Origin of the sequence: Kitasatospora sp. NPDC049285 (genome assembly GCF_040678815.1) — a bacterium.
Lineage (GTDB): Bacteria > Actinomycetota > Actinomycetes > Streptomycetales > Streptomycetaceae > Kitasatospora.
In genome coordinates this window covers 165,413-190,050 of the sequence record NZ_JBFAQR010000005.1, presented here as the reverse complement: position 1 = coordinate 190,050, position 24,638 = coordinate 165,413, and the positions used below count along the sequence as shown (strand labels likewise).

The window sequence follows — 24,638 nt, the reverse complement described above, 5'->3', positions numbered from 1 at the left end:
GGGTCGATGACGGTCCCCGACCTTTTACCTGAACATCACCCGGCGCCTCAGCGAACCGGCCGCAGCCAGACGGTGGCCAGCGGCGGCAGCACCAGCTCGGCCGAGCGCGGCTGCCCGTTCCACTCGGAGGCCTCCGCCTTCACCGGGTGCGAGTTGGCCACCCCGGCGCCGCCGAACTCCTCGGCGTCGGTGTTCAGCGCCTCCTCCCACAGCTGCTCGCCGCCCTCCAGCCGCGGCAGCCCGACCCGGAAGCCGTGCCGCACCACCGGGGAGAGGTTGCTGACCGCCACCAGCGGGCTGCCGTCCGCCGCGAACCGGACGAAGGAGAACACGTTGTCGTCGGCCGCCCCGCCGTCCAGCCAGCGGAAGCCCTCCGGGACGGTGTCCTGCTCGTACAGCGCCGGGGTGGCCCGGTAGACCCGGTTCAGCTCGCCGACCAGCCGCTGCACCCCGCGGTGGTCGCCGTGCGCCGGCCAGCCCTCGTCGAGCACCCACCACTGCGGGCCGCTCTCGTGGTCCCACTCCGCGCCCTGCGCGAACTCCTGTCCCATGAACAGCAGTTGCTTGCCCGGGTGGGCCCACATCAGGCCCAGGTAGGCGCGGTGGTTGGCCCGCTGCTGCCACCAGTCGCCGGGCATCTTGGAGACCAGCGCCTGCTTGCCGTGCACCACCTCGTCGTGCGAGATCGGCAGGATGTAGTTCTCCGAGTAGGCGTACACCATCGAGAAGGTCATCTCGTTGTGGTGGTACTTGCGGTGCACCGGCTCCTTGGACATGTAGACCAGCGAGTCGTGCATCCAGCCCATGTTCCACTTCAGGCCGAAGCCCAGGCCGCCGGCGTCGGTGGGCCGGGTGACGCCCTCCCAGGCGGTGGACTCCTCGGCCACCGTCAGCACGCCCGGGCAGCGCCGGTAGACGGTGGCGTTCATCTCCTGCAGGAACGAGGCGGCGTCCAGGTTCTCCCGGCCGCCGAACCGGTTGGGCGTCCACGCGCCGCCCTCGCGCGAGTAGTCGAGGTAGAGCATCGAGGCGACCGCGTCCACCCGCAGGCCGTCGACGTGGAACTCCTCGCACCAGTACACCGCGTTGGCGACCAGGAAGTTGCGCACCTCGGTGCGGCCGTAGTCGAACTCCAGGGTGCCCCAGTCCGGGTGCTCGGCGCGCAGCGGGTCGGCCGGCTCGTACAGCGGCTCGCCGTCGAAGCGGGCCAGCGCGAAGTCGTCCTTCGGGAAGTGCGCGGGCACCCAGTCGACCAGCACGCCGATGCCGGCCCGGTGCAGCGCGTCCACCAGGAAGCGGAAGTCGTCGGGCGAGCCGAGCCGCGCGGTCGGCGCGTAGAAGCCGGACACCTGGTAGCCCCAGGAGCCGCCGAACGGGTGCTCCATCACCGGCATGAACTCCACGTGCGTGAAGCCGAGTTCGGCGAGGTAGCCGGGCAGCACCTCGGCGATCTGCCGGTAGGACGTCAACTCCGGCCGCCAGGAGGCGAGATGAAGCTCGTACACCGACATCGGCGCGCGGTGGTGCACGGTCTGCGCCCGCCGCGCCATCCAGTCGGCGTCCTGCCACTCGTAGCGGGAGACCGTCACCACCGAGGCGGTGTCCGGCGGGCACTGCGCCGCCCGGGCCAGCGGGTCGGCCTTCTCCAGCACCTGCCCGGAGCGGGCCAGGATCTGGTACTTGTACTGCTCGCCCTCGCCGAGCCCCGGGACGAACAGCTCCCAGACCCCGGACGAACCCAGCGAGCGCATCGGGTGCGCGGTGCCGTTCCAGTGGTTGAACGAGCCGATCACCCGCACCCCGACCGCGTTCGGCGCCCACACCGCGAACGCGGTGCCGGTCACCCCGTCCACCGTGCGCACGTGCGAGCCGAGCGCCCGCCACAGCTGCTCGTGCCGGCCCTCGGAGATCAGGTGCAGGTCCAGCTCGCCCAGGGTCGGCGCGAACCGGTAGCCGTCCTCCTGCGCCAGCGGCTCCCCGCCCGGGTAGCTCACCCGCAGCCCGTACCGCGGGAACCGCCGGCCCGTCAGCAGGCCGGTGAACAGCCCGTCCTGCTGGTGGGTCAGCTCCGCCGGGCCCAGCTCGGTCTCCACCACCACCCGCTCGGCCAGCGGACGCAGCACCCGGACCGCCGTGCCCTCGGGCAGCTCGTGCGCCCCCAGCAGCGCGTGCGGGTCGTGGTGCGCCCCGGAGACCAGCCGCTCCACCTCGGACGGCGGCAGCGGCGCCTCCGGCAGCCGGAGCGCGGCGCCGGTGCGGGCGGCCGCAGGCGCGGGAGCCGGTTCGGGACGCTTCGCCTTCGCGGCGCCCGACCGCGCGGCCCGGGCCGGAGCCGGCCCGCCGGTCTTCCTGACGCGCTCTCCGTTCCGGAAGGTGGCCGGGACGGCCGACTGGCGGTCGGCCGAGAGGGACGGGTCGAGCGGACCGAGCGGGGTCACGGCGGAGTCCTCCTGGATGGGGTGCTGCGGTGGGGACGGTGGGGTTCAGACGGACAGGGCCAGGCGGTTGATCGCCGCCAGCGGGATCGGCAGCCAGCTCGGGCGGTGCCGCGCCTCGTACACCACCTCGTACACCGCCTTGTCGATCTCCAGGGCGCGCATCAGCTCGGGCGTGGCGGCCGGGTCGGCGCCGCCGCCGGCCGTGTAGCCCGCGCAGTACGCGGCCCGGTTGCGGGCCGCCCAGGCCGCGGCCAGGTGGGCGAGCTCCGGGTCCTGGCCGGGGGAGCCGGCCAGCAGGTGGGCGGCCGCGTAGTCGAAGGAGCGCAGCATCGCGGCGACGTCCCGCAGCGCGGGCTGCGGCAGGCGGCGCTCGGCCAGCGGCTTGGCCGGCTCGCCCTCGAAGTCCAGCAGCACCCAGCCCTGCGGGGTGCGCATCGCCTGGCCGAGGTGCAGGTCGCCGTGGATCCGCTGCACCTGCAGGCCGTCCAGGTGGGCGTCGGTCAGCTGCTGGAAGGCGGCGCGCAGCGCGGAGCGGTAGCGCAGCAGGCCGGGCACCGCGGTGACCGCGGAGTCCAGCCGGTCGGCCATCGCCGAGGCCAGTTCGCCGATCTTCGCCCGGTCGAGCCGGGCGGTGGGCATCGAGCGGGCCAGCACCCGGTGCACCTCGGCGGTGGCCCGGCCGAGCCGGTGCGCCTCGATCGCGAAGTTGCCGGGCGAGGGGTCGCCCTTCAGCCGGGCGACCTGGTCGAGGGCGAGCTCCCAGCCGTCCTCGGCGTCCGGCAGGTAGCGCTGCAGCAGCCCGAGGGTGGCGGGCTCGGAGCGCTCCAGCCGGCACTCGAACCAGGCGGCGACCCGGGGGATGCGGGTCGAGCCGGCCCGGGAGAGCGCCAGCGACAGCTCCAGGTCGGGATTGGTGCCGGGGCTGATCCGGCGGAACAGCTTGAGGATGAAGGCGGTGTCGTAGATCACCGAGCTGTTGGACTGCTCGGCGGTGGACGCCCGGCCGGGGATGTTGCCGGGCAGGCCCGGGCCCGGGGTGCGCCGGAAGGACAGCGAGCCGAACCGGTCGCCGGTGGCCAGGTGCTCGAGCAGCCGGCCCGTCAGTTCCGGGTCGTGCACCGCGTCGTACAGCGTCGCCCCGTCGTAGGTGCCGCCCACCAGGCGGCCCAGCACCGCGCCCGGGCCGACCGCGGCCGGCCGCTCGGAGCGGATGCCCAGCAGCAGCTGGTACACGTCGCCGTTCGCGCTCGACCCGGTGCCGTGCTCGACCCGCAGCAGCAGGTGCAGCAGCGCCGGATCACCGACCTGCAGCGGCGTGCCGACCACCGGGGTGAGGCCGGTGATCGGCCGGCCCTTTCCGGCGTACCAGCGCTGGGTGGGCAGCCATTCGGCGATCAGCGGCAGCGCCGCCTGGACCAGCTCGCTGACACCCGCGGTGGTTCTCCGCACCCCGGGCGCGCGCGTCCCGACCGGCCCTGCGGCGGCGTCGGACGGCTCACGTTGCACGTGGGCTTGAGAACGGGAGGGTTCGGACATGACTCCCTTTCCCCGGAAGCGGGCGGCTGCCCGACGGGTCGTGGCCGGGCCCTAAAGTCTTCCGGATTTCGGCGGCGCGGCGGCGACGGCACGCGAGCCGCGGCTCGGGTGTCACGCCTTCGTGTGGGTGGCCGTTGGGCTGTTCTCCGTACGCGGTGGTGCGAAGACCTCCGGGGGCGCGCGGTACGGCGCGCGCGCCCGCGGAGGGTTGACGTCCCGTTCGGGGCCTGAGGGATCGTTACTTCGTGTGCGACTGACGCAGCTGGAACCAGTAGAAACCGTGGCCGGCCAGGGTGAGCAGGTACGGCCATTCGCCGATGGTGGGGAAGCGCACGCCGCCGATCAGCTCGACCGGGTAGCGCCCCCCGTACTGCCGCAGGTCCAGTTCGGTCGGCTGCGCGAACCGCGAGAAGTTGTTCACGCACATGACCAGGTCGCCCTCGTACTCGCGCACGAAGGCCAGCACCGCGGGATTGCTGGAGGGCAACTCGGTGTAGCTGCCGAGGCCGAACGCGGGGTTGAGCTTGCGGATCTCGATCATGCGACGCGTCCAGTGCAGCAGCGAGCTCGAACTGCTCTGCTGCGCTTCGACGTTGGTCACCTGATAGCCGTACACCGGATCCATGATGGGCGGCAGACTGAGCCTGCCCGGGTCGGCGGAGGAGAAACCCGCGTTGCGGTCCGGGGTCCACTGCATCGGGGTGCGGACGCCGTCCCGGTCGCCCAGCCAGATGTTGTCGCCCATGCCGATCTCGTCGCCGTAGTACAGCACCGGCGAGCCGGGCAGCGAGAGCAGCAGCGCGGTGAACAGCTCGGTCTGGTTGCGGTCGTTCTCCAGCAGCGGGGCGAGCCGGCGCCGGATGCCCACGTTGGCCCGCATCCGCGGGTCCTTCGCGTACTCCGCGTACATGTAGTCGCGCTCCTCGTCGGTGACCATCTCCAGGGTCAGCTCGTCGTGGTTGCGCAGGAAGATGCCCCACTGGCAGCCGGAGGGGATCTCCGGGGTCTTCGCCAGGATCTCGGAGACCGGGTAGCGGGACTCCCGCCGGACCGCCATGAAGATCCGCGGCATCACCGGGAAGTGGAACGCCATGTGGCACTCGTCGCCGCCGGAGCCGAAGTCGCCGAAGTAGTCGACCACGTCCTCGGGCCACTGGTTGGCCTCCGCCAGCAGCACGGTGTCCGGGTAGTTGGCGTCGATCTCCTTGCGGACCATCCGCAGGAAGTCGTGCGTCTCCGGGAGGTTCTCGCAGTTGGTGCCCTCGCGGGCGTACAGGTACGGCACCGCGTCCAGCCGGAAGCCGTCGATGCCGAGGTCCAGCCAGAACCGCAGGGCCGCCAGCACCTCCTCCTGCACCCGCGGGTTGTCGTAGTTCAGGTCCGGCTGGTGACTGAAGAAGCGGTGCCAGAAGTACTGCTTGCGGACCGGGTCGTAGGTCCAGTTCGAGCTCTCGGTGTCGACGAAGATGATCCGGGCGTCCGGGTACTGCTTGTCGTCGTCGGCCCACATGTAGAAGTCGCCGTACGGGCCGTCCGGGTCGCTGCGGGAGGCCTGGAACCACGGGTGCTGGTCGCTGGTGTGGTTGACCACGAAGTCGATGATCACCCGCATGCCGCGCGCGTGGGCGGCGTCCACGAACTCCACGAAGTCGGCCAGGTTGCCGAACTCGGGGAGCACCGACTGGTAGTCGGAGACGTCGTAACCGCCGTCGCGCAGCGGGGAGTTCATGAACGGGGGGAGCCAGAGGCAGTCCACGCCGAGCCACTGGAGGTAGTCGAGCCGCGAGGTGAGCCCCTTGAGGTCCCCGACGCCGTCGCCGTTGCTGTCCTGGAACGAGCGGACCAGGACCTCGTAGAAGACCGCGCGTTTGAACCACTCCGGGTCGCGGTCCCGGGCGGGGGTGTCGGCGAAGGTGTCGGGGACGGGCTCGTTGACTGTCACTGCGGGTTCCTCCGAACCGTGAGGAGGTGGGCCGGCCCGGTAGAGGGATCGAGCCGGACGTAGTTGTGACGGCCCCAGGCGTAGGTGGCGCCGGTCAGCTCGTCGTGCACCGTCAGCGGCCCCGGCACGTCGAGCGTCACGGTGGCCTCCTGGACGTGGTGCGGGTCCAGGTTGACCACGGCGATCACGTGGTCCTCCAGACCGTCCTCGGTGACGGCGGTCTTGGAGAACGCGATGATCCGCTCGTTGTCCACGGGGTGGAAGCGCAGGCTCCGCAGCTGCTGCAGCGCGGGATGCCGGCGGCGCAGCCGGTTCAGGGCGGTGAGCAGCGGCGCGAGGGTGTCCTGGCGGGACCAGTCACGCGGCCGCAGCTCGTACTTCTCGGAGTGCAGGTACTCCTCCGAGCCGGGCTTGGCCGGCTCGTGCTCGAACAGCTCGTAGCCCGCGTACACCCCGTAGGTGGGGGAGAGCACGGCCGCCAGCACGGCGCGCACCGCGAACGCGGCCGGGCCGCCGTGCTGGAGGTACTCGGGCAGGATGTCCGGGGTGTTGGCGAAGAAGTTCGGCCGCATGTACGCGGCCGCCTCGCCGGTCAGCTCGGTCAGGTACTCGGTCAGCTCGTCCTTGGTGTTGCGCCAGGTGAAGTACGTGTAGGACTGGTGGAAGCCGACCTTGCCCAGGGTGTGCATCATCGCCGGGCGGGTGAACGCCTCGGCCAGGAAGAGCACGTCCGGATCGGTGCGGGCGATGTCCGCGAGCACCTTCTCCCAGAAGTTGACCGGCTTGGTGTGCGGGTTGTCGACACGGAAGATCCGCACCCCGTGGCCCATCCAGTAGCGCAGCACCCGGACCGTCTCGCGGACGATGCCGTCGAAGTCCTGGTCGAAGTTGACCGGGTAGATGTCCTGGTACTTCTTCGGCGGGTTCTCCGCGTACGCGATGGTGCCGTCGGCGCGGTGGCTGAACCACTCCGGGTGCTTGTGCACCCACGGGTGGTCCGGCGAGCACTGCAGCGCGAAGTCCAGCGCCACCTCCAGGCCGAGCGCCCCGGCCTCGGCGACGAAGTGGTCGAAGTCCTCGATGGTGCCCAGGTCCGGGTGGACCGCGTCGTGCCCGCCCTCGGGGGAGCCGATCGCCCACGGCGAGCCGACGTCCCGCGGACCCGCCGTCAGGGAGTTGTCCGGTCCCTTGCGGTGGGCCCGGCCGATCGGGTGGACCGGCGGCAGGTACACCACGTCGAAGCCCATCGCGGCGACCGCGGGCAGCCGCTCGGCGGCGGTGCGGAAGGTGCCGGAGACCGGCGGCTCCACGCCGTTGGGGTCGACCACCGCGCCCTCGGAGCGCGGGAAGAACTCGTACCAGGAGCCGAACAGGGCCCGCTTGCGGTCCACCTGGAGCGGTTGCGAGCGGGTCGCCGAGACCAGCTCGCGCAGCGGGTGGCGGGCCAGCAGCGCCGTCACCTCCGGGTCCAGCGCGGCGGCGTAGCGGCTCAGCGGCGGCAGGTTGACGTCGCGCAGCGCGTCCACCGCGGCCAGCACCTGGGCCCGGCCGTCCTTCTTCGGCACCCCGGCGGCGGCGCGCTCCAGCAGCTGCGCGCCCTCCTCCAGCACCAGCGCCGTGTCGATCCCGGCGGGCAGCTTCACCGCGGCGTGCTTCTTCCAGGTGGCGACCGGGTCGCCCCACGCCTCCACCAGGTACGACCAGCGGCCCGGCGCGGTCGGGGTGACGTACGCGCCCCAGCGGTCGGAGCCCTCGGCGAGCTCCTGCATCGGGGTCCACGGGCCGGAGCGCCCGCGCGGGTCGCGCAGCACCACGTTGGCGCCGACCGCGTCGTGGCCCTCCCGGAAGACCGTGGCGGAGACCAGGAAGCGCTCCCCCTCCACGGCCTTGGCCGGACGCCGTCCGGCGTCGACGAGGGGGGTCACGTCCAGCACGGGAATGCGGCCGATCACGGTGTCGCTCTCTGTCGTCTTGCGGGCGGTTCGGGTTCCGGCGGCGCGCTTGGCGGCCGGGCGGGGGCGCTCGGCGGCCGGCTCGGCGGCGGGTTCGGCCGGGGCTGCGGAGGTCGGCCCGGTGGGTGAACTCCCCTTGCCGGCACCGGACCTGACGGTGGTGGTCCGTTTCGCAGCGGTCTTGCGGGTGGCGCCGGCCCGGCCGGCCGCGGCGGGTTTCGCCGCGCTCTTGCGGGCCGCCGCGGCGCGCGGGGCCGGCACCGGGGGCTCCCCGGCTGACGGTGTGTCGGGTGCTTCGTCCGTCGGCACCGTGGAGTGGTCCCGCGTGTCGCCGTGCATGCCAAGCTCCTGCCCGAGATCGGCGGCAGCTCCCTCGGCAGGCGGCGCCTGGGGGAGTACCGGGAGGACTGCTGGGTGAGGAAGGACGTGCGGCCGAAGCCTGCCCGCGCCGACGGACCCGGCAACCCCGCCCGCCGACCGCGGCTGCGGTGAACACCGACCCGAATGCGCGCGTGTCCCGGCGCGCACCGCACGGTTCACGCCCCCGCGTGACCCAACCCACCGGAAAACGACCGGGCAGGGAACAAGGACACGCGAGGACACGGCGACTGAGGCCGAATGGGGGAAAGGGATGAGGGTTCGTCAACGGGGAAGCACCGGCCACGGGGCAGCAGGGGGTCCACCGGAAAGCACTCCCCGCGGCACCCACGACCTTGTTGCATCCTCGCATCACGGGCAAGGGCTACGGGTGGGTAGGCGCGCGGTTTCAGCCGGTATGCAAGCCTGAAAAAGATCCCGGAAACACCTTCGTCCCCAGAAGTTCACACCTGACGGCGCGTCTTTTCCCTGCGTGCGCCCCTCGTGCGCCGGGATTTGCCACCGCGCGCCTGAAACGATCTCACCAGTACTCCGAATGGGTGTGACGCACGTGTTCTGACACCTCTTCAGGCGCTTCTGCGGGTCTACGCTTCAAGCCGTGAAGGCAATCCGCAGATTCACCGTCCGCACCGTCCTGCCCGAACAACTGCAGCCACTGCACGAGCTCGCGCTGAACCTCCGCTGGTCCTGGCACCCGGAAACGAGGGAGCTGTTCCGCTCCGTCGACCCCGAGGTGTGGGCCGCCGTCGGGGAGGACCCGGTCCGGCTCCTCGGCGAGGTGCCCGCGGCCAGACTCGCCTCCCTCGCCACCGACCGGCGCTTCCTCCGGAGGCTCGGCGACCTGGCCGACGAACTGCGCGACTACCTCACCGGACCGCGCTGGTACCAGTCCGCGCCGCCGCTCGGCGACGAGGACGCCCCACTGCCGGCCGGCATCGCCTACTTCTCGCCCGAGTACGGCATCGCCGCCGCGCTGCCGCAGTACTCCGGCGGCCTCGGCATCCTGGCCGGCGACCACCTCAAGGCCGCCTCCGACCTCGGCGTGCCGATCATCGGCGTCGGGCTCTTCTACCGGCACGGCTACTTCCGCCAGTCGCTCAGCCGGGACGGCTGGCAGCAGGAGCGCTACCCGCTGCTCGACCCCGACGCGCTCGCCGTCACCCTGCTGCGCGAGGCCGACGGGACCCCCTGCCGGATCGACCTCGCGCTGCCCGGCGGCCGCACCCTCGCCGCCCAGGTCTGGCGCGCCCAGGTCGGCCGGGTCCCGCTGCTGCTGCTCGACTCCGACGTCGAGGCCAACACCCCCGCCGACCGCGACGTCACCGACCGCCTCTACGGCGGCGCCAGCGAGCACCGGCTGCTGCAGGAAATACTGCTCGGCATCGGCGGCGTGCGCGCCGTCCGCACCTACTGCCGGCTCACCGGCCACCCCGAGCCCGAGGTCTTCCACACCAACGAGGGCCACGCCGGCTTCCTCGGCCTGGAACGGATCAGCGAACTCACCGCCGCCCAACCGGACCTCGGCTTCACCGACGCACTGGAAGCCGTCCGGGCCGGCACCGTCTTCACCACCCACACGCCCGTCCCGGCGGGCATCGACCGCTTCGACCGCGAGCTGGTGGCCCGTCACTTCGGCGGCGACGCCGCGCTGCCCGGCGTCCCGGCCGAGCAGGTGCTCGCCCTCGGCGCCGAGAGCTGGACCGGCGGCGACCCCAAGCTCTTCAACATGGCCGCGATGGGGCTGCGTCTGGCCCAGCGGGCGAACGGTGTCTCCACCCTGCACGGCGCGGTCAGCCGCGAGATGTTCGGCGGGCTGTGGCCGGGCTTCGACGCCTCCGAGGTGCCGATCACCTCGATCACCAACGGCGTGCACGCCCCGACCTGGATCGACCCGGCGGTGGTCCGCCTGGGTGCCGGGGAGATCGGACAGGAACGCGCCGAGACCGCCATGGCGGTCGGCACCTCCGGCCAGTGGACCGGCCTGGAGCGGATCGGCAACGCCGACATCTGGGAACTGCGCCGCAGCCTGCGCGCCCAACTGGTCGAGGAGGCCCGGCGGCGGCTGCGCGCCTCCTGGAAGCAGCGCGGCGCCGGCGAGGCCGAACTCGGCTGGACGGGCGCGGTCCTCGACCCCGACGTGCTGACCATCGGCTTCGCCCGGCGGGTCCCCTCGTACAAGCGGCTCACCCTGATGCTCCGCGACCCGGTGCGGCTGCGCGCGCTGCTGCTCGACCCGGAGCGGCCGGTGCAGATCGTGGTCGCGGGCAAGGCGCACCCGGCGGACGACGGCGGCAAGCGGCTGATCCAGCAGCTCGTCGCGTTCGCCGACGACCCCGCGGTGCGGCACCGGATCGTCTTCCTGCCGGACTACGACATGGCGATGGCCAAGCTGCTCTACCCCGGCTGCGACGTCTGGCTGAACAACCCGCTCCGCCCGCTGGAGGCCTGTGGCACCTCCGGGATGAAGGCGGCGCTGAACGGCTGTCTCAACCTGTCGATCCTGGACGGCTGGTGGGACGAGTGGTACGACGGCCAGAACGGCTGGGCCATCCCCACCGCCGACGGCGGCACCGGCGAGGGCGTGCTCGACCCGGAGAGCAAGGAGGCCGAGCGGCGCGACGACATCGAGGCGGCCGCGCTCTACGACCTGATCGAGCACCAGGTCGCGGCCCGCTTCTACGACCGCGGCGCGGACGGCCTGCCGCACCGGTGGATCTCGATGGTCCGCCACACCCTGGTGACCCTCGGCCCGAAGGTGCTGGCCGGGCGGATGGTCCGCGAGTACGTCGAGCGGCTGTACGCCCCGGCGGCGCTGGCCCGGCGCGAGCTGGCGGGCGCGGGCGGCGACTACGCGGGCGCGCAGGCGTTGGCCGCGTGGAAGGCCGCCGTCCGCGAGGCCTGGCCCGCGGTGCGGGTCGAACACGTCGAGGCCGACTGCTCGGGCGAGGCCCAGGAACTCGGCTCCACCCTGGCCCTCCGGGTCCAGGTCGCCCTCGGCCGCCTCCAGCCCGAGGACGTCGAGGTGCAGGTGGTCTCCGGACGCGTTGACGAGAGCGACCGGATCTCCGAGGGAGCGGCCCTCGCCCTCAAGCCCGCGGTCGGCGGCGCCGACCTCGAAGGCCGCCTCCGCTACGAGGGCCACCTCGAACTCTCCCGCACCGGCCCGTTCGGCTACACCGTCCGCGTCCTGCCCGCCCACCCCCGGCTCGCCTCCATCGCGGAGCTCGGCCTGGTGGCGGTCCCGGCGGAGACGGGGGGGATGGACGCGGGGGTGCTGCGGTAAGGCACATGGGAGCCAGAACAGGGGCTCGGGGAACTGCGAGGCGAGTGTCTGGTGGTCTCAGGTCGGCTGGTGGCCTGGGAGACGTCCATGCACCCAGACCTCGCGGGCCCCGGGACCCTCGCCGCCACGCACCCCCGCCGTTCCCCGGGCCCCTGGATTGTGCAACTTACGCGTTCCAGGAGTTCCACAGCTTGGCGTACGGGCCGTCCGTCGCGAGCAGCGTCTCGTGGGGGCCCAGGTCGGTGAGGTGGCCGTCGGTGAGGACGGCCACCCGGTCGGCGTCGTGCGCGGTGTGCAGGCGGTGGGCGATGGCGATGACGGTGCGGCCGGTGAGGGTGGCGGCGAGGGCGCGTTCGGTGTGGCGGGCGGCGGTCGGGTCGAGCAGGGCGGTGGCCTCGTCGAGGATGAGGGTGTGGGGGTCCGCCAGGATGACCCGGGCGAGGGCGAGTTGCTGGGCCTGGGCGCCGTCGAGCCGGGTGGCGGAGGGGCCGAGTTCGGTGTCGAGGCCGTCGGGGAGGTCGTGCTGCCAGCCGACGGAGTCGAGTGCGGCGGTGAGCGCGGCGTCGTCGGCGTCGGGGGCGGCGATCTGCAGGTTGTCGCGGAGGGTGCCGAGGAAGACGTGGTGTTCCTGGGTGACCAGGACGACCTGGCGGCGTAGGCGTTCGGGGGCGAGGTCGGCGAGCGGGACGCCGCCGACCGTGACGGTGCCGGTGTGCGGGCGGTCGATCCCCGCGAGCAGGCGGCCGAGGGTGGTCTTTCCGGAGCCGGAGGGGCCGACCACGGCGAGGCGTTCGCCGGGGCGCAGGTCGAGGTCGAGGCCGTGCAGGACGTCGGGGCCGTCCGGATACGCGTAGCGGGCGCCGGTGACGCGGATCCGGTCGTCGGCGGGTTCGCGGGCGGCGGCCTGCGCCGGGACCGGGACGGCGGCGAGTCCCTCGACCCGCGCGTAGGAGGCGGTGCTGCTCTGCAGCTGTTCGAGCAGGACGACGATGCTGTCCAGCGGTTCCTCGATGCGGCGCAGGTAGAGCGCGGCGGAGACGGCGGCGCCGAGGGTGACGGCGTGGGCGGAGACCAGCAGGGCGCCGAGCGGGAGGACCAGCACCGCGGGGACGGTGTAGGACAGGTTGATCACCGCGAAGAAGCGCAGCCGCAGGTACAGCGTGCCGAGGCGGGTGCGCCGGCTCTCGGCGAGCGCGTCGCGGCCGGCGGCGAGGCGCTGCTGCTGGAGGCCGAGGGCGTCGACGGTGCGGGCGCCGCTCGCGGTGGCGGAGAGCGTCTCGGCGAGGCCCGCGGTGGCGGCGCCGTCGGCGAGGTAGGCGGCGCGGGCCCGGCGGAGGTACCAGCGGGCGCCGAGCGAGACGCCGAGGACGCCGAGCAGACCGCAACTGCCCAGTAGCGGGCTGACGGTGAGCAGCGCGGCGAGGATGAACAGCGCCTGGGCGGCGGCGACCAGCAGTTCGGGGGCGGCGTCGCGCAGGGTGGTGCCGACGGCGGCGGCGTCGGTGGTGCCCCGGGAGGTGAGGTCGCCGGTGCCGGCGCGTTCGGCGACGCCCGCGGGCAGGGCGAGGATCCGGTCGAGCAGCTGTTCGCGGACCCGGGCGGCGGCGCGCTCGCCGAACCGGTGGGCGAGATAGCGGGCTTGACGGCTCGTCAGGACCTGGAGCGCGGCGCAGACCAGCAGGGCGAGGCCGAGGCGGTCGATGTCGGCGGTGGTGGCGCCGGCGCCGACCCGGTCGATGATCCGGCCGAGCAGCCAGGGGCCGGCCAGGCCGAGCAGGGCGGCGGCGCCGTTGAGGGCGAGAACGGCGGTGAAGGTGGCGGCGTCCTGGCGTAGCAGCGCGCGGGCGGCGTGCCGGACCTGGCGGGCGGAGGCGATCGGCAGGGTGCTGGGCTTTGGGGTGGCGGGTTGTGGGGTGCTGGGCTGGGGGGTGCTGGGTTGGGGGATGCCGGGTTGTGGGGCGCTGGTCGGCGGGGTGGCGGGTTGGGGGATGCGCGGCTTTGGGGTGCTCAACTGGCGTCCTCGGTGGGGGAGTCGGCGTCACGGGAGACCAGGGCGCGGTAGCCGGGCTGGGTGCGGAGCAGCTCGCGGTGCGGGCCGCTGGCGGTGACCTTGCCGTCGACCAGGTAGTGCACGGTGTCGGCCTGGTCGAGCAGGAGCGGGGAGGTGCCGGCGAGGGCGGTGGTGCGGCCGGTGCGGGCGGCGCGAAGGCGGGCGGCGATCAGGGCCTCGGTGTGGGCGTCCACCGCGGAGGTGGGTTCGACGGCCAGCAGGACCTCCGGGTCGGCGGTCAACGCCCTTGCCAAGCGCAGGCGTTGGCGTTGCCCGCCGGAGAGGTTCCGGGCGTCGGCGGGGATCTCGGCGTCGAGTCCGCTGGGCAGGGCGGTGACCACGTCGAGGGCGGCCGCGGCCGCCAGGGCGGCGCGGAGGGTGTCGTCGTCGGCGGTGGTGCGGCCCTGCAGGAGGCGGCGGAGCGGGCCGGCGAAGAGGGTGGCCTCGTTCTCGGCGAGGGTGATCCGGTCCCGGACGGTCGCCAGCGGGAGGTCGGTGAGCGGGGTGTCGCCCCAGTCGGCGGCGGTGTCGGCGAGCCGGGCCAGCCGGGCGAGGACGGCGGCGGTGTCGGCCGGGCGGGCGGCGGCGAGCACCGTCAGCTTGCCCGGGGCGAGCCGGACGCCGGACTCCGGGTCGGTCAACTCGGCTTCGTGGAGCGGTGGTTGGGTGGTGCCGTGGTCGGCCTCGGGCGGCAGGTTGAGGAAGTCGACGACCCGGCGGGCGCAGACCAGGGCGCGGCCGATGTCCTGGCTGTTCTCGATCAGGAAGTAGACCGGGGCGACCAGTACCGCCGCGTAGGCGAAGACCGAGGCGAGCTGGCCGATCGTCAGTTCGCCCTGGGCGGCGAGCCGGGCGCCGAGCCAGGTGACCGCGGCGAGCAGCAGGATCGGCAGGCCGTTGCCGAGCGCCTGGATCCAGCTGGAGACCGCGCCGACCCGGTAGCCGTCCTGCCGCAGGCGCTGCGAGTCGGCGCGGTAGCGGGCGGCGTAGACCTCCTTGCCGCCGAGACCGCCGAGCACCCGCAGCCCGCCGGCCAGGTCCTCGAACCGGGCGGTGAGCCGGGCCTGGCGCTCGCGGTAGCGGGTCTCGGTGAGCTGCTGGCGGGCGAAGAGCGGACGCAGCGTCAGGGCCAGGAAGGGCAGGCCGAGCAGGACGACGGCGGCGAGGGCCGGCGAGATGGTGAGCAGGACCGCGGCGACGGTGAGGTAGCAGATCACCGCGCCGACACCGGGTCCGATGAAGGTCAGCGCCAGGCTGATCCGGCCGACGTCGGAGATGCCGATGGTGACCACCTCGCCCGCGGCGACCTGCCGGGGCAGCGCGGCGCCGAGTCGGACGCTGTGCTGCAGCACGACGGCGATGGTGCGGAAGGTGGCGTCGTTGCGGACCTTGGTCATCGTGCTGTGGCGGCCCCAGGCGAGCACCAGGTTGAGCAGGCCGAAGGCGAGCATGGCGCCGGCCCAGCCGAGGACCGGCCCGAGCCGGCCGGGGCGCAGCCCGTCGTCGATCGCGTGCGAGAGCAGGTAGGGCTGGACGGTGAGGCCGAGCATCCAGGCCGTGCCGTAGAAGGTGCCGAGGGTGCAGCGGCGGCGTTGGCTGAGGACCAGCCACCACAGGTAGCGCAGTGGGCTGCGGGCGTCGGGGGTGCCGGGGTGGCCGGCGATCGGGTCGTCCACGGAGTGAGGTTAGTGGGGCTGTGTGGGGGCGAGCGAGGGATTTCCTTTGGGGGCTCGGGGAACGGCGAGGTGAGTGTCGGGTGGTCTCAGGCTGGCTGGGGGTCTTGGAGGCCTCTATGCGCCCGGACCTTGCAGCGCCCTGTGAACCTCACCGCCGCGCACTCCCGCCGTTCCCCGGGCCCCTTTCGGGGCCCGGAGGGGCGGGGCTTTTAGTCGACGGTGAAGGAGTAGTAGGTGTCGTCGAGGGCCACGCCGTCCTTCGTGGTGGCATGGACGATCAGGAGGTACCAGCCGCTGGTGGGCGGGGTCCAGATGACGTCGGCTTCGCCGTGGGCGGCGGCGGGGATGGTGATGGGGTTGTTGCCCCAGTCGAAGGAGTAGGTGTAGCTCGCGATCTGGGCGCCCTTGATCTTCGGGGCGAAGTGGAAGGTGCCGGGGCCGGTGTTCTCGCCGCCGTCGGGGTACTGGGGCGAGGTGATGGTGGGGGTGGAGTCCAGGTAGCCGTTGTCCCACCAGGTCTGCTGGCTGGTCCAGCCGTTGGCGCTGGTGGTGTTGACGACCAGCTTGTCGCCGCTCGGGCCGTCCAGGGTGACGGTGGTCTCGGCGGTGCCGTTGGGGTTGGCCGGGACGGTGGTGGTGGTGACCGTGGTGCCGTAGTGCGTGACGGTGTAGCTGACCACCGGGCTGGCGGCCTGCAGGCCCGGCTCGGGGCTCAGGCGGAACGGGGTCGGCTTGCCGAACTGGGTCGCGTGGGAGAGCCGGGTGACGGTGGGCGCGTCCGGCTTCAGCAGGATGGTGTAGCGGGTGGGCTGCGAGGCGTTGTAGGCCCGGTCCATGCTGCGGACGTCGAGCGTGAGCCACCCGCTGAGGCCGGCCGGCGGGACCAGGGTCATCCGGGCGGTGCCGCCGACGGTCTGCGCGCGGACGCCGTGGGTGCCGTCGAACGGGTCCAGGAAGTGCGGGATGCCGTGCTCGCCGATCGAGGCGCCCGGGACGGAGAAGGTGCTGTACCAGGTGATCTGGTAGCCGGCGACGTCGCCGACGCCGTTCGCGCCGAGGTCGATCTGGATCGGCGCGCCGGGCTGGTTCGTCTGTCCCTGCGGGTAGTTGGGCGAGCTGACGGTCGGTGCGGCGGCGGGGGTGGTGTCGTCGACGGCGACGTAGCAGGCGGCGGACCAGTCGGAGGCCGCGCCGTCCGGACCGACCGTCCGGGCCTGCCAGCCGTACGTCGCGCCGTCGGTCAGGCCGGTCACCTCGACGGACGCCTCCGAGCCCGGGTACGCCCAGTCGCGGACGGCGGTGCCGAGCTGCGCCGGGTCGGCGGTCGGCCAGTACCGGAACTCCTCGGAGAGGTGGTTGGCCGTCGGGTCGGTGTGGGAGGCGATGCCCTCCAGCTCCAGCCCGCCCCGGCCGGCGACGTACACCGGCGCGCTCGCGTCGGTGGAGCAGGCGAGCAGACCGTTGTACAGGTCGGTCGGCGTGTTCGGGACGCCGCCGGCCGCGCCGGCGTTCCCGGGTGCCAGCAGCGCCAGGGTGGTGGCGGCAGCCGCGGCGAGGGCGACGCGGGTGCGCGTGCCCAGTGGACTTCTCATCGAGTTCCCCCTGTGTCGGGCCAGCGGGCGTCGTCCTGACGCCGCGGGCGCGGGAAGCGTAGTGGATGAGGGCACTGACGAGCCGTCGATTTTCGGCCACCGAAACGGTCTTGCGTCCGGAACGCCCCACCCTTTATCGTCACTCTGACGTTAAAGGTGAGGTGGGGCAATGGTCGAGTGGCTGGGCTTCGTCACGGGCGCGGTGTGCGTCTGGCTGACGGTGCGGGCGAACGTCTGGAACTTCCCGGTCGGGATCGCCAACAACGCGTTCTTCCTCGTGGTGTTCGCGCAGGCGGCGCTGTACGCCGACGCCGGGCTGCAGGTGGTGTACCTCGGGCTCGCGGCGTACGGCTGGTGGCGCTGGCTGCGGCGCGGCGCCGAGGGCGAGCGGCCGGCGATCCGGCGCGGCGGGGCGCGGGAACTCGCGGTGGCGGTGGGCGCGGTGGTGCCCGTGACGGCGGTGCTCACCCTGGTGCTGCAGCGGGCCGGCGACTCGGCGCCGTTCTGGGACGCGCTGACCACCGCCCTGTCGCTGGCCGCGCAGTGGCTGCTGAACGCCAAGCGGATCGAGAACTGGTACCTGTGGATCGCCGCGGACCTGGTCTACATCCCGCTCTACGCGGTCAAGGGCCTGTGGCCGACCGCCGCCGTGTACGTGCTCTTCCTCGGCCTGTGCCTGCTCGGCCTGCGCGCCTGGCACCGCGAACTGCGCCCGGCCCCCGCGCTGGCGGTGGCCGCGTGACGCGCTTCCGGCACGCGCTGGTGATCGGCAAGTTCTACCCGCCGCACGCCGGCCACCACTTCCTGATCCGCAGCGCCGCCGACGCCGCCGAGCAGGTCACCGTGGTGGTGATGGCCGCCGACGACGAGACCATCCCGCTCGCCGACCGGGTCGGCTGGATCCGCGAGGTCTGGCAGGGCGAGCCGCACGTCCGGGTGGCCGGCACCGTCGACAACATCCCGGTCGACTACGAGGACCCCGAGATCTGGGACGGCCACGTCGCACTGATGCGCGCCGCGCTGCGGCCCGGCGAGACGGTCGACGCGGTGTTCAGCTCCGAGGACTACGGGGTGGAGCTGGCCCGCCGGTTCGCCGCCGCGCCGGTGGTGCTGGACGTCGACCGGGCCACCTTCCCGGTCTCCGGCACCAAGGTGCGGGCCGACCCGGCCGGGCACTGGGCCGACCTGGAGCCCGCGGTACGGGCCGGGCTGGCCCGCCGGGTGGTGGTGGTCGGCGCCGAGTCCACCGGCACCACCACGCTCTCCCGCGACCTGGCCGCCGCCCTGCGCGGCCGCGGCGGGGTGCACGCACTGACCGGCTGGGTGGCCGAGTACGGCCGCGAGCTGACCGCCGCCAAGCTGGCGGTCGCCCGGGCGCACGCCGCGCCGGCCGGCCGGCCCGCCCCGACCGTCGACGAACTCGACTGGGACGAACGGGACTTCGCCCTGGTGCGGCGTCGGCAGGCGGAGGCCGAGGAACGCGCCGCGCGGGGCGGCGGCCCGGTGCTGGTCTGCGACACCGACCTGCTGGCCACCGCCGTCTGGGAGGAGCGCTACCTCGGCCGCACCGCCCCCGAGACCTGGGCCGCGGCCGCCGCCCAGCCGCCCCGCGCGCTGTACGTGCTCACCTCGGACCAGGGCGTCCCGTTCGAGGACGACGGTCTGCGGGACGGCGAGCACCTGCGCGGCTGGATGACCGGCCGGTTCCGCGAGGTGCTGGCGGCGAGCGGGCAGCCCTGGATCGAGGTGTCCGGCGACCGGGCCGCGCGGGTGGCCGCCGTGCTCGCCGCCCTGTGAGCGCACCCGGTACGGCCGGGGGGCCGCACCGGGTGACGGGCCGTCAGCTGCCGTACACCTGCAGCTCGGCGACCTGGCCGGCGGGCCAGCCGGTGTTGGCGGTGAAGACCAGCCGCAGGTAGCGCGCGCTCGCCGTGGCGGGGAGGGTGAGCGTGGCGGTGTTGCCGGTCGCCGGGTCGAACAGGTATCCGGCGGCCGCCAGCAACTGGGTGAACGTCCCGCCGTCGGTACTGCCCTGCACCGCCACCGTCTGGGTGCGCGCGCCCCAGGCGGTGGCCGGCGGCACCGACAGCACGATCCGGCGCACCCCGAGCGCCGCGCCCAGATCGGTCTGCAACCACTGCGGGAAGGCGTTGTTGACGCTCTCCCAGTAGCTGTTCGGGTCGCCGTCCACCGCGTTCCCGGAGCCGTACACCTGGGTGTGCCCGCTCTCCGAGGTCGGCTTGTGCAGCGCCAGGTTGCCGGACGGGGTCGTGGTGGTCGCGGAGACCTGGTTGGAGGCCGCCGAGACGTTGCCCGCCGCGTCCACCGCCAGCACGTCGAAGGTGTACGAGGTGGCCGGGCTCAGCCCCGTCGCGGTGAACGAGGTGCCGGACGCGGTGCCGATCTGGGTGGCGGTGCCGCCCGCCACCCGCCGGATCCGGTAGCCCGTCACCCCGACGTTGTCGGTGGCCGCGTCCCACGCCAGCGCCACCGTGGTGTCCCCCTGCCCGGTCACCCGAAGACCGCCCGGCGCGCTCGGCGGGGTGCCGTCCGGGCCCGACGCGACCGGCGGGGTCGGACGCGTCGCGGTCACCGGCGCCAGGCCCTTGAGCATCCGGCCGCCGTCGCCGGTCAGCCGCAGGTAGTAGTCGGACGAGCAGAAGGTGCCGTCCTCGTCCAGTGCCAGCAGCCCCGAGCCGGCCGGCACCCAGGCCTGCGTCTCGGCGGTCTTGGCGATCTGGTTGCCCTCGTTGTACTCGTCGAACATCGAGATGTAGACGCCGGCCACCCCCGCCCGCGCCATGTTGTAGAACTGCCGCCACATGAAGTCGCCGTGCGCCCGCTGCCGGTCGCCCACCCCGCCGGGCAGCACGCACGGCTGGTAGTCCACCCCGCGCGCGTTGCAGTCCGCGAGGTCCGGCACGGTCGCCACGTTGTAGAAGTTGTCGGCGTCCCCCGCGTTGCCGATCCGGCCGACCATCCACGGCGAGAGCATGTCGAAGGCGTGGTAGACGTCGGTGAAGCCCGGGCGGGAGTCGCGGTCACCGGTGCGCCACCAGGTCGGCACCCCGCCGATCACGTAACACCCCTGCGCCTTGAACCAGTTGACCACGTCCAGGCACGGACCCGGGGCGAACGGGCGCTGGTTGTCGTTGAAGCCGAAGCCCCAGATGCACACCACCGGCTTGCCGTTCTGCCGGGCGTAGGCGCTCGACGCGGTGTGCGCCCGCATCTTGTTCGTCCAGTCCGTCTTGATGTCCGCCTGCATGGTCGTCCAGTCGGAGACGTCGTACATGACGTAGAACTTCACGCCCTGGGACTCCGCCGCGCTGCGCACCTTGCCCGCCATCGCGTCGCGGGTCGGCCCCTCGCCGCCGGTCGGGTTGAAGCGCTGCAGGGCGGCCACGTCGACGCCGTACTGCTTCATCCAGCGGAAGTGCAGGTCGACCGTCGACTGGTCGTAGGACGAGAACAGCGCGGCCGGCTGACCGTTGTTCAGGTTCGCGAAGGCCGTCCGGTAGGTGGCCGGGTACTCGCGCAGGTCCGGCCAGGCCACGATCCCGCTGTTGGACGGTGACGGGGCCTGCCCCATGTTCCGGGCCCAGTGCCACCAGCCGTTGATCGGCGCCCCGTCACCCGCGCAGGCGAACCACCCCTGGTAGCCCACCGTCACCTTGCCCACCACGTCGCCCGGCGCACTCGCCGCCGCGGCCGGGCCCTCCCCGAGCCCGACCGCGCCGACCACGCCCGCCGCCGCGACGCCTTGCAGGAACACCCGCCGTGTGACACCCATCCCGGAGCCTCCGCCCAGTCAACGAATCCCAGCGACTCGGGAGCGTAACCAGGTTGACATGGCTCAGCAATAGAGCGAGCAAGATATGAAAATGTACGACTCTGGGTCCGCAAAACACGTACACGTCGGGCTCGGGGGTCAGACCAGGCTGTCGCGCCAGGTCTGGTGGAGGGTGGCGAAGCGGCCCTCGCCGGCGATCAGGGTGGCGGGGGTGCCGTCCTCGACGATGCGGCCCTGGTCCATGACGAGGACGCGGTCGGCGATCTCGACGGTGGAGAGGCGGTGGGCGATGATCACGGCGGTGCGGCCCTCCAGGACGGTTCGCATGGCGCGCTGGACGGCCTGTTCGCCGGGGACGTCGAGCGAGGAGGTGGCCTCGTCGAGGATCAGCACGGCGGGGTCGGCGAGCAGGGCGCGGGCGAAGGCGACGAGCTGGCGCTGGCCGGCGGAGATCCGGCCGCCGCGCTTGCGGACGTCGGTGTCGTAGCCGTCCGGCAGGGCGGTGATGAACTCGTGGGCGCCGATCGCGCGGGCGGCGGCCTCGATCTCGGCGCGGGTGGCGTCGGGCTTGCCGACCGCGATGTTCTCGGCGACCGTCCCGGAGAACAGGAAGGACTCCTGGGTGACCATCACGACGTTGGCGCGCAGGTCGGGGGTGGAGAGGGCGCGCAGGTCGACGCCGTCCAGGGTGACGGCGCCGGCGGTGGGGTCGTAGAAGCGGGCGAGCAGCTTGGCGAGGGTGGACTTGCCCGCGCCGGTCGCGCCGACCACGGCGGTGGTCTGCCCGGCGGGCAGCACCAGGTCGAAGGAGGGGAGGACCTGCTTGCCGTTGGCGTAGGCGAAGTCGGTGCCGCGGAAGGCGACCTCGCGGCCCTTGCCGTCCGCGGCGGGCAGTACGGCGGGCTCCGCGGGCTCGGGGACGCTGGGCTCGTGGGCGAGCAGGCCGGCCATCTTCTCCAGGGCGGCGGCCGCGGACTGGTAGCTGTTCAGGAACATCGCCAGCTGGTCGATCGGGTCGTAGAGCCGGCGCAGGTAGAGCACGAAGGCCGTGAGGACACCGAGTTCGAGGCTGCCGTCGGTGACCAGGAAGGCGCCGAGGACGACCACGCCGGTGATCCACACGTTGGCGGTCATCCGGGACAGGAAGACGTACCGGGCCATCTCCAGCAGGCCGTCCGCGGTGGCGGTGGCGGACTGCTTGTTGACGGCGCCGAAGGCCCGGTCGTTGGCGGCCTCGCGGCGGAAGGCCTGGACCGGGCGGATGCCGTTCATGGTCTCGGTGAAGCGGACGATCAGGGAGGCCACCGCGGTGCGGGAGCGGCGGTAGACCTGCTGGGAGCGGCGCCGGAACGACCTGATGATCAGGTACATCGGCAGGAAGGAGGCGAGCGCGGCGAGACCGAGCCGCCAGTCCATCAGGACCAGCACGACGGTGATGTAGCCGACCGACAGACAGACCATCAGGAGTTCCTGCAGGCCCTCGGCGAGCAGCTCGCGCAGGGTGTCCACGTCGCTGGTGGCGCGGGAGATGATCCGGCCGGAGGTGTAGCGCTCGTGGAAGTCCAGGCTGAGCCGCTGGGCGTGCCGGAAGATCCGGCCGCGCAGCTCCAGCAGGATGTCCTGGTTGATCCGGGCGGCGAGCCGGATGAACGCCCGCTGCAGCAGGGTGGCGAGCAGCGCGCAGCCCAGGTACGAGGCGGTGACCGCGATCAGCGGGCCGGCGTCGTGGTCGCGCAGGGCGGGGATGCCGCGGTCGATGGCGAAGGCCACCAGCAGCGGACCGGCCTGCAGGGCGGCCTGCTGGACGAGCAGCGCGAGGACGGCGACGGCGATCCGGCGGCGGTGCGGGGCGAGCAGCGAGCCGAGCAGCGCGCGCGGGGCGCCGGGCGGGACGGGGATGTCCTGGTCGTCGGCGGCCGGGGGCGGCAGCTCGTCCTCATCGACCGCGGGGTCGGCGACGGCGGTGGTCATCGGGCCAACGCCCCTTCCAGTTCTGACAGTTCGCCGGACATCAGGGCCCGGTAGGCGGGACAGGAGTGCAGCAGCTCCTGGTGGGTGCCGACCGCGGCGATCCGGCCGTCGGCGAGCAGGGCGACCCGGTCGGCGAGCAGCACGGTGGACGGGCGGTGGGCGACCACCAGGGCGGTGGTGCCGGCCAGCACCTGGCGCAGAGCCCGCTCGACCAGCGCCTCGGTGTGCACGTCGAGCGCGGAGAGCGGGTCGTCGAGGACCAGGAAGCGCGGGCGGCCGACCACGGCGCGGGCCAGCGCGAGGCGCTGGCGCTGGCCGCCGGACAGGCTCAGGCCCTGCTCGCCGACCTCGGTGTCCAGGCCCTCGGGGAGCTTGTCGACGAAGCCGGCCTGCGCGGTGGCGAGGGCGTCGGTGAGCCGCTGCTCGTCCGCGTCGGGGGCACCCATCAGGACGTTCTCGCGGACCGTGGCGGAGAACAGGGTGGGTTCCTCGAAGGCGACCGAGACCAGGCGGCGCAGCTCGGCCCGCGGCAGGTCGCGGATGTCGGTGCCGTCCAGGGTGATCGCGCCGCCGGTGGGCTCGTACAGCCGGGGGAGCAGCGCGGTCAGCGTGGTCTTGCCGCTGCCGGTGGCGCCGACCAGGGCGAGCGTCTCGCCGGGGCGGACGTGCAGGTCGATGCCGGACAGCAGGTCGGGGGTGCCGTCCGGGGCGTCGGGGTAGCGGAAGCGGACGCCGGTGAACCGGATGCCGCGGTCGTCCGACACCTCGTCGGCCGCCGGGAGGTCGGCCGGTTCCGGCTCGTCCATCACCTCGAAGTAGCGGTTGGCGGCGCTGGCGGCCTCGGCGGCGAAGCCGAGCAGCCAGCCCAGCGACTCGACCGGCCAGCGCAGGGCGAGCGCGGTGGAGAGGAAGGCGACCAGGGTGCCGGCCGAGAGCTGGTCGTGCGCGACCAGCACGGCGCCGGTGGCGAGGGCCGCGCCGAGGGCGAGTTCGGGCAGGCCGACGATGACCGCCCAGAGGTTGCCGAGCAGCCCGGCCTTGCGCAGCTCGGTGTCGCGCAGTTCGGCGCTGTGCCGGCGGAACTCCTCGGCCATCGAGCGGTGCCGGCCGAAGGCCTTGAGGATCCGGATGCCGAGCACCGACTCCTCGACCACGGTGGCCAGGTCGCCGTTCTGGTCCTGGGCGAGCCGGGAGGCGGCCGAGTACCCGCCCTCGAAGCGGCGGGTGTAGAGGATCAGCGGGACGGCGGGGACCAGAGTGATCAGGGCCAGCCGCCAGTCCAGGGCGAACATCAGCGCCGTACCGGTCAGGAAGACCGTGGAGTTGACGACCAGGAAGACCAGCGGGAAGGCCAGGAACAGGCGCAGCACGAACAGGTCCGAGGTGGCCCGGGAGAGCAGCTGGCCGGAGGGCCAGCGGTCGTGGAAGGAGACCGGGAGGCGCTGCAGCTTGGCGAACAGGTCGCCGCGGAGCCTGGTCTCGACCCGGGCCAGCGGGCGGGCCACGATCACCCGGCGGACGCCGAACAGCGCGGCTTCGGCCAGGCCGAGCAGCAGCAGGGCGGCGGCGAGCGGCCACAGGCCGGGAAGGTCGTGGTGGGCGACCGGGCCGTCGACGATCCGGCGGAGCACGAGCGGGACCGCCAGCACGCTGAGCGAGGCGAGTCCGGCGGCGCCCATCGAGCCGAAGATCCGCCAGCGGGCCTCGCGGGCGTAGGGCCACAGGCGCAGCAGCGAGCGCACCGCGGACCGGTGTACCGGTACGGGTGAAGTCCGGGGGCCGTCGGTTGACGGGCCGTCGGGGTCCGCGGGGGTGTGCGGAGCGGGGTTCTGGTTCTCGGCCATCGGCGAGAGGGTAGGCACAGCCGCTGACATTTCTCACCCGGTTTTTTGCCCCTGTCGGCGAGATCCGGCCAGGCCGGGGCACCCACCGCCGTCCCCCGAACGGCCGGTGGCGGTGGGCGGACGCGACCCGGGTGCGCCGGACCCGGGGAGCGTGCGCCGCCATCAGGGGCGCGCAGGCGCACA

Annotated in this window: 13 protein-coding genes; 3 read left to right on the top strand and 10 right to left on the bottom strand. The window is 73.3% G+C overall.

Annotated features, from left to right (window positions below):
- Window positions 1-47: 47 nt before the first annotated feature.
- The 4 genes from glgB to AB0K51_RS05995 form a co-directional block, all read right to left on the bottom strand.
- Window positions 48-2,438, bottom strand: coding sequence for a 1,4-alpha-glucan branching protein GlgB (glgB, locus tag AB0K51_RS06010; protein WP_363450985.1), 2,391 nt, complete (start codon window positions 2,436-2,438; stop codon window positions 48-50).
- Between the two features lie 45 nt (window positions 2,439-2,483).
- Window positions 2,484-3,887 (bottom strand): maltokinase, encoded by a 1,404-nt coding sequence (locus tag AB0K51_RS06005; RefSeq protein WP_363450983.1) that lies wholly within the window; start codon window positions 3,885-3,887, stop codon window positions 2,484-2,486.
- 325 nt (window positions 3,888-4,212) lie between these two features.
- Complete coding sequence (gene treS, locus AB0K51_RS06000) at window positions 4,213-5,916, bottom strand: maltose alpha-D-glucosyltransferase (protein WP_363450981.1); 1,704 nt, start codon at window positions 5,914-5,916, stop codon at window positions 4,213-4,215.
- Window positions 5,913-7,868 (bottom strand): alpha-1,4-glucan--maltose-1-phosphate maltosyltransferase, encoded by a 1,956-nt coding sequence (locus AB0K51_RS05995; RefSeq protein ID WP_363451051.1) that lies wholly within the window; start codon window positions 7,866-7,868, stop codon window positions 5,913-5,915. Before AB0K51_RS05995 ends, treS begins: the two co-directional genes overlap by 4 nt.
- Before the next feature lie 976 nt (window positions 7,869-8,844).
- Between AB0K51_RS05995 and glgP the strand changes: the two genes are divergently transcribed.
- Entirely contained in the window at window positions 8,845-11,529 is a 2,685-nt protein-coding gene (gene glgP, locus AB0K51_RS05990; RefSeq protein WP_363450979.1) for an alpha-glucan family phosphorylase, read from the top strand.
- A 166-nt stretch (window positions 11,530-11,695) separates the two neighbouring features.
- On the opposite strand, the gene AB0K51_RS05985 is transcribed toward glgP, so the two are convergent.
- The 3 genes from AB0K51_RS05985 to AB0K51_RS05975 form a co-directional block, all read right to left on the bottom strand.
- Window positions 11,696-13,411 carry an ABC transporter ATP-binding protein gene (locus AB0K51_RS05985; RefSeq protein ID WP_363451049.1) on the bottom strand — a complete coding sequence of 572 codons (1,716 nt, stop codon included), beginning with the start codon at window positions 13,409-13,411 and terminating at the stop codon, window positions 11,696-11,698.
- A gap of 125 nt (window positions 13,412-13,536) precedes the next feature.
- Window positions 13,537-15,255, bottom strand: coding sequence for an ABC transporter ATP-binding protein (locus tag AB0K51_RS05980; RefSeq protein WP_363450977.1), 1,719 nt, complete (start codon window positions 15,253-15,255; stop codon window positions 13,537-13,539).
- Window positions 15,256-15,464: 209 nt separating this feature from the next.
- Complete coding sequence (locus AB0K51_RS05975; RefSeq protein ID WP_363450975.1) at window positions 15,465-16,847, bottom strand: hypothetical protein; 1,383 nt, start codon at window positions 16,845-16,847, stop codon at window positions 15,465-15,467.
- Between the two features lie 169 nt (window positions 16,848-17,016).
- Between AB0K51_RS05975 and pnuC the strand changes: the two genes are divergently transcribed.
- Together pnuC and AB0K51_RS05965 are read left to right on the top strand one after the other, a co-directional pair.
- Window positions 17,017-17,589, top strand: a complete 573-nt coding sequence (gene pnuC / locus AB0K51_RS05970) for a nicotinamide riboside transporter PnuC (protein WP_363450973.1) — start codon at window positions 17,017-17,019, stop codon at window positions 17,587-17,589.
- Complete coding sequence (locus AB0K51_RS05965) at window positions 17,586-18,644, top strand: AAA family ATPase (protein WP_363450971.1); 1,059 nt, start codon at window positions 17,586-17,588, stop codon at window positions 18,642-18,644. Before pnuC ends, AB0K51_RS05965 begins: the two co-directional genes overlap by 4 nt.
- Window positions 18,645-18,687: 43 nt before the next feature.
- Here AB0K51_RS05965 and AB0K51_RS05960 read toward each other — a convergent pair whose 3' ends face one another.
- From AB0K51_RS05960 to AB0K51_RS05950, 3 genes are all read right to left on the bottom strand, one after another.
- The gene (locus tag AB0K51_RS05960; protein ID WP_363450969.1) at window positions 18,688-20,640 is read right to left on the bottom strand and encodes a discoidin domain-containing protein; all 1,953 of its coding nucleotides are present in this window, start codon (window positions 20,638-20,640) and stop codon (window positions 18,688-18,690) included.
- A 138-nt stretch (window positions 20,641-20,778) separates the two neighbouring features.
- Entirely contained in the window at window positions 20,779-22,611 is a 1,833-nt protein-coding gene (locus tag AB0K51_RS05955) for an ABC transporter ATP-binding protein (RefSeq protein WP_363450967.1), read from the bottom strand.
- On the bottom strand, window positions 22,608-24,455 hold the full coding sequence (locus tag AB0K51_RS05950; RefSeq protein WP_363450965.1) for an ABC transporter ATP-binding protein: 1,848 nt from the start codon (window positions 24,453-24,455) through the stop codon (window positions 22,608-22,610). Before AB0K51_RS05950 ends, AB0K51_RS05955 begins: the two co-directional genes overlap by 4 nt.
- Between the last annotated feature and the right edge of the window lie 183 nt (window positions 24,456-24,638).

Coding starts and splice junctions, on each gene's coding strand:
- AB0K51_RS05950 (WP_363450965.1), bottom strand. CDS start 24,455: ATGGCCGAGAACCAGAACCCCGCTCCGCACACCCCCGCGGACCCCGAC.
- AB0K51_RS05975 (WP_363450975.1), bottom strand. CDS start 16,847: ATGAGAAGTCCACTGGGCACGCGCACCCGCGTCGCCCTCGCCGCGGCT.
- AB0K51_RS05960 (WP_363450969.1), bottom strand. CDS start 20,640: ATGGGTGTCACACGGCGGGTGTTCCTGCAAGGCGTCGCGGCGGCGGGC.
- pnuC (WP_363450973.1), top strand. CDS start 17,017: ATGGTCGAGTGGCTGGGCTTCGTCACGGGCGCGGTGTGCGTCTGGCTG.
- AB0K51_RS05955 (WP_363450967.1), bottom strand. CDS start 22,611: ATGACCACCGCCGTCGCCGACCCCGCGGTCGATGAGGACGAGCTGCCG.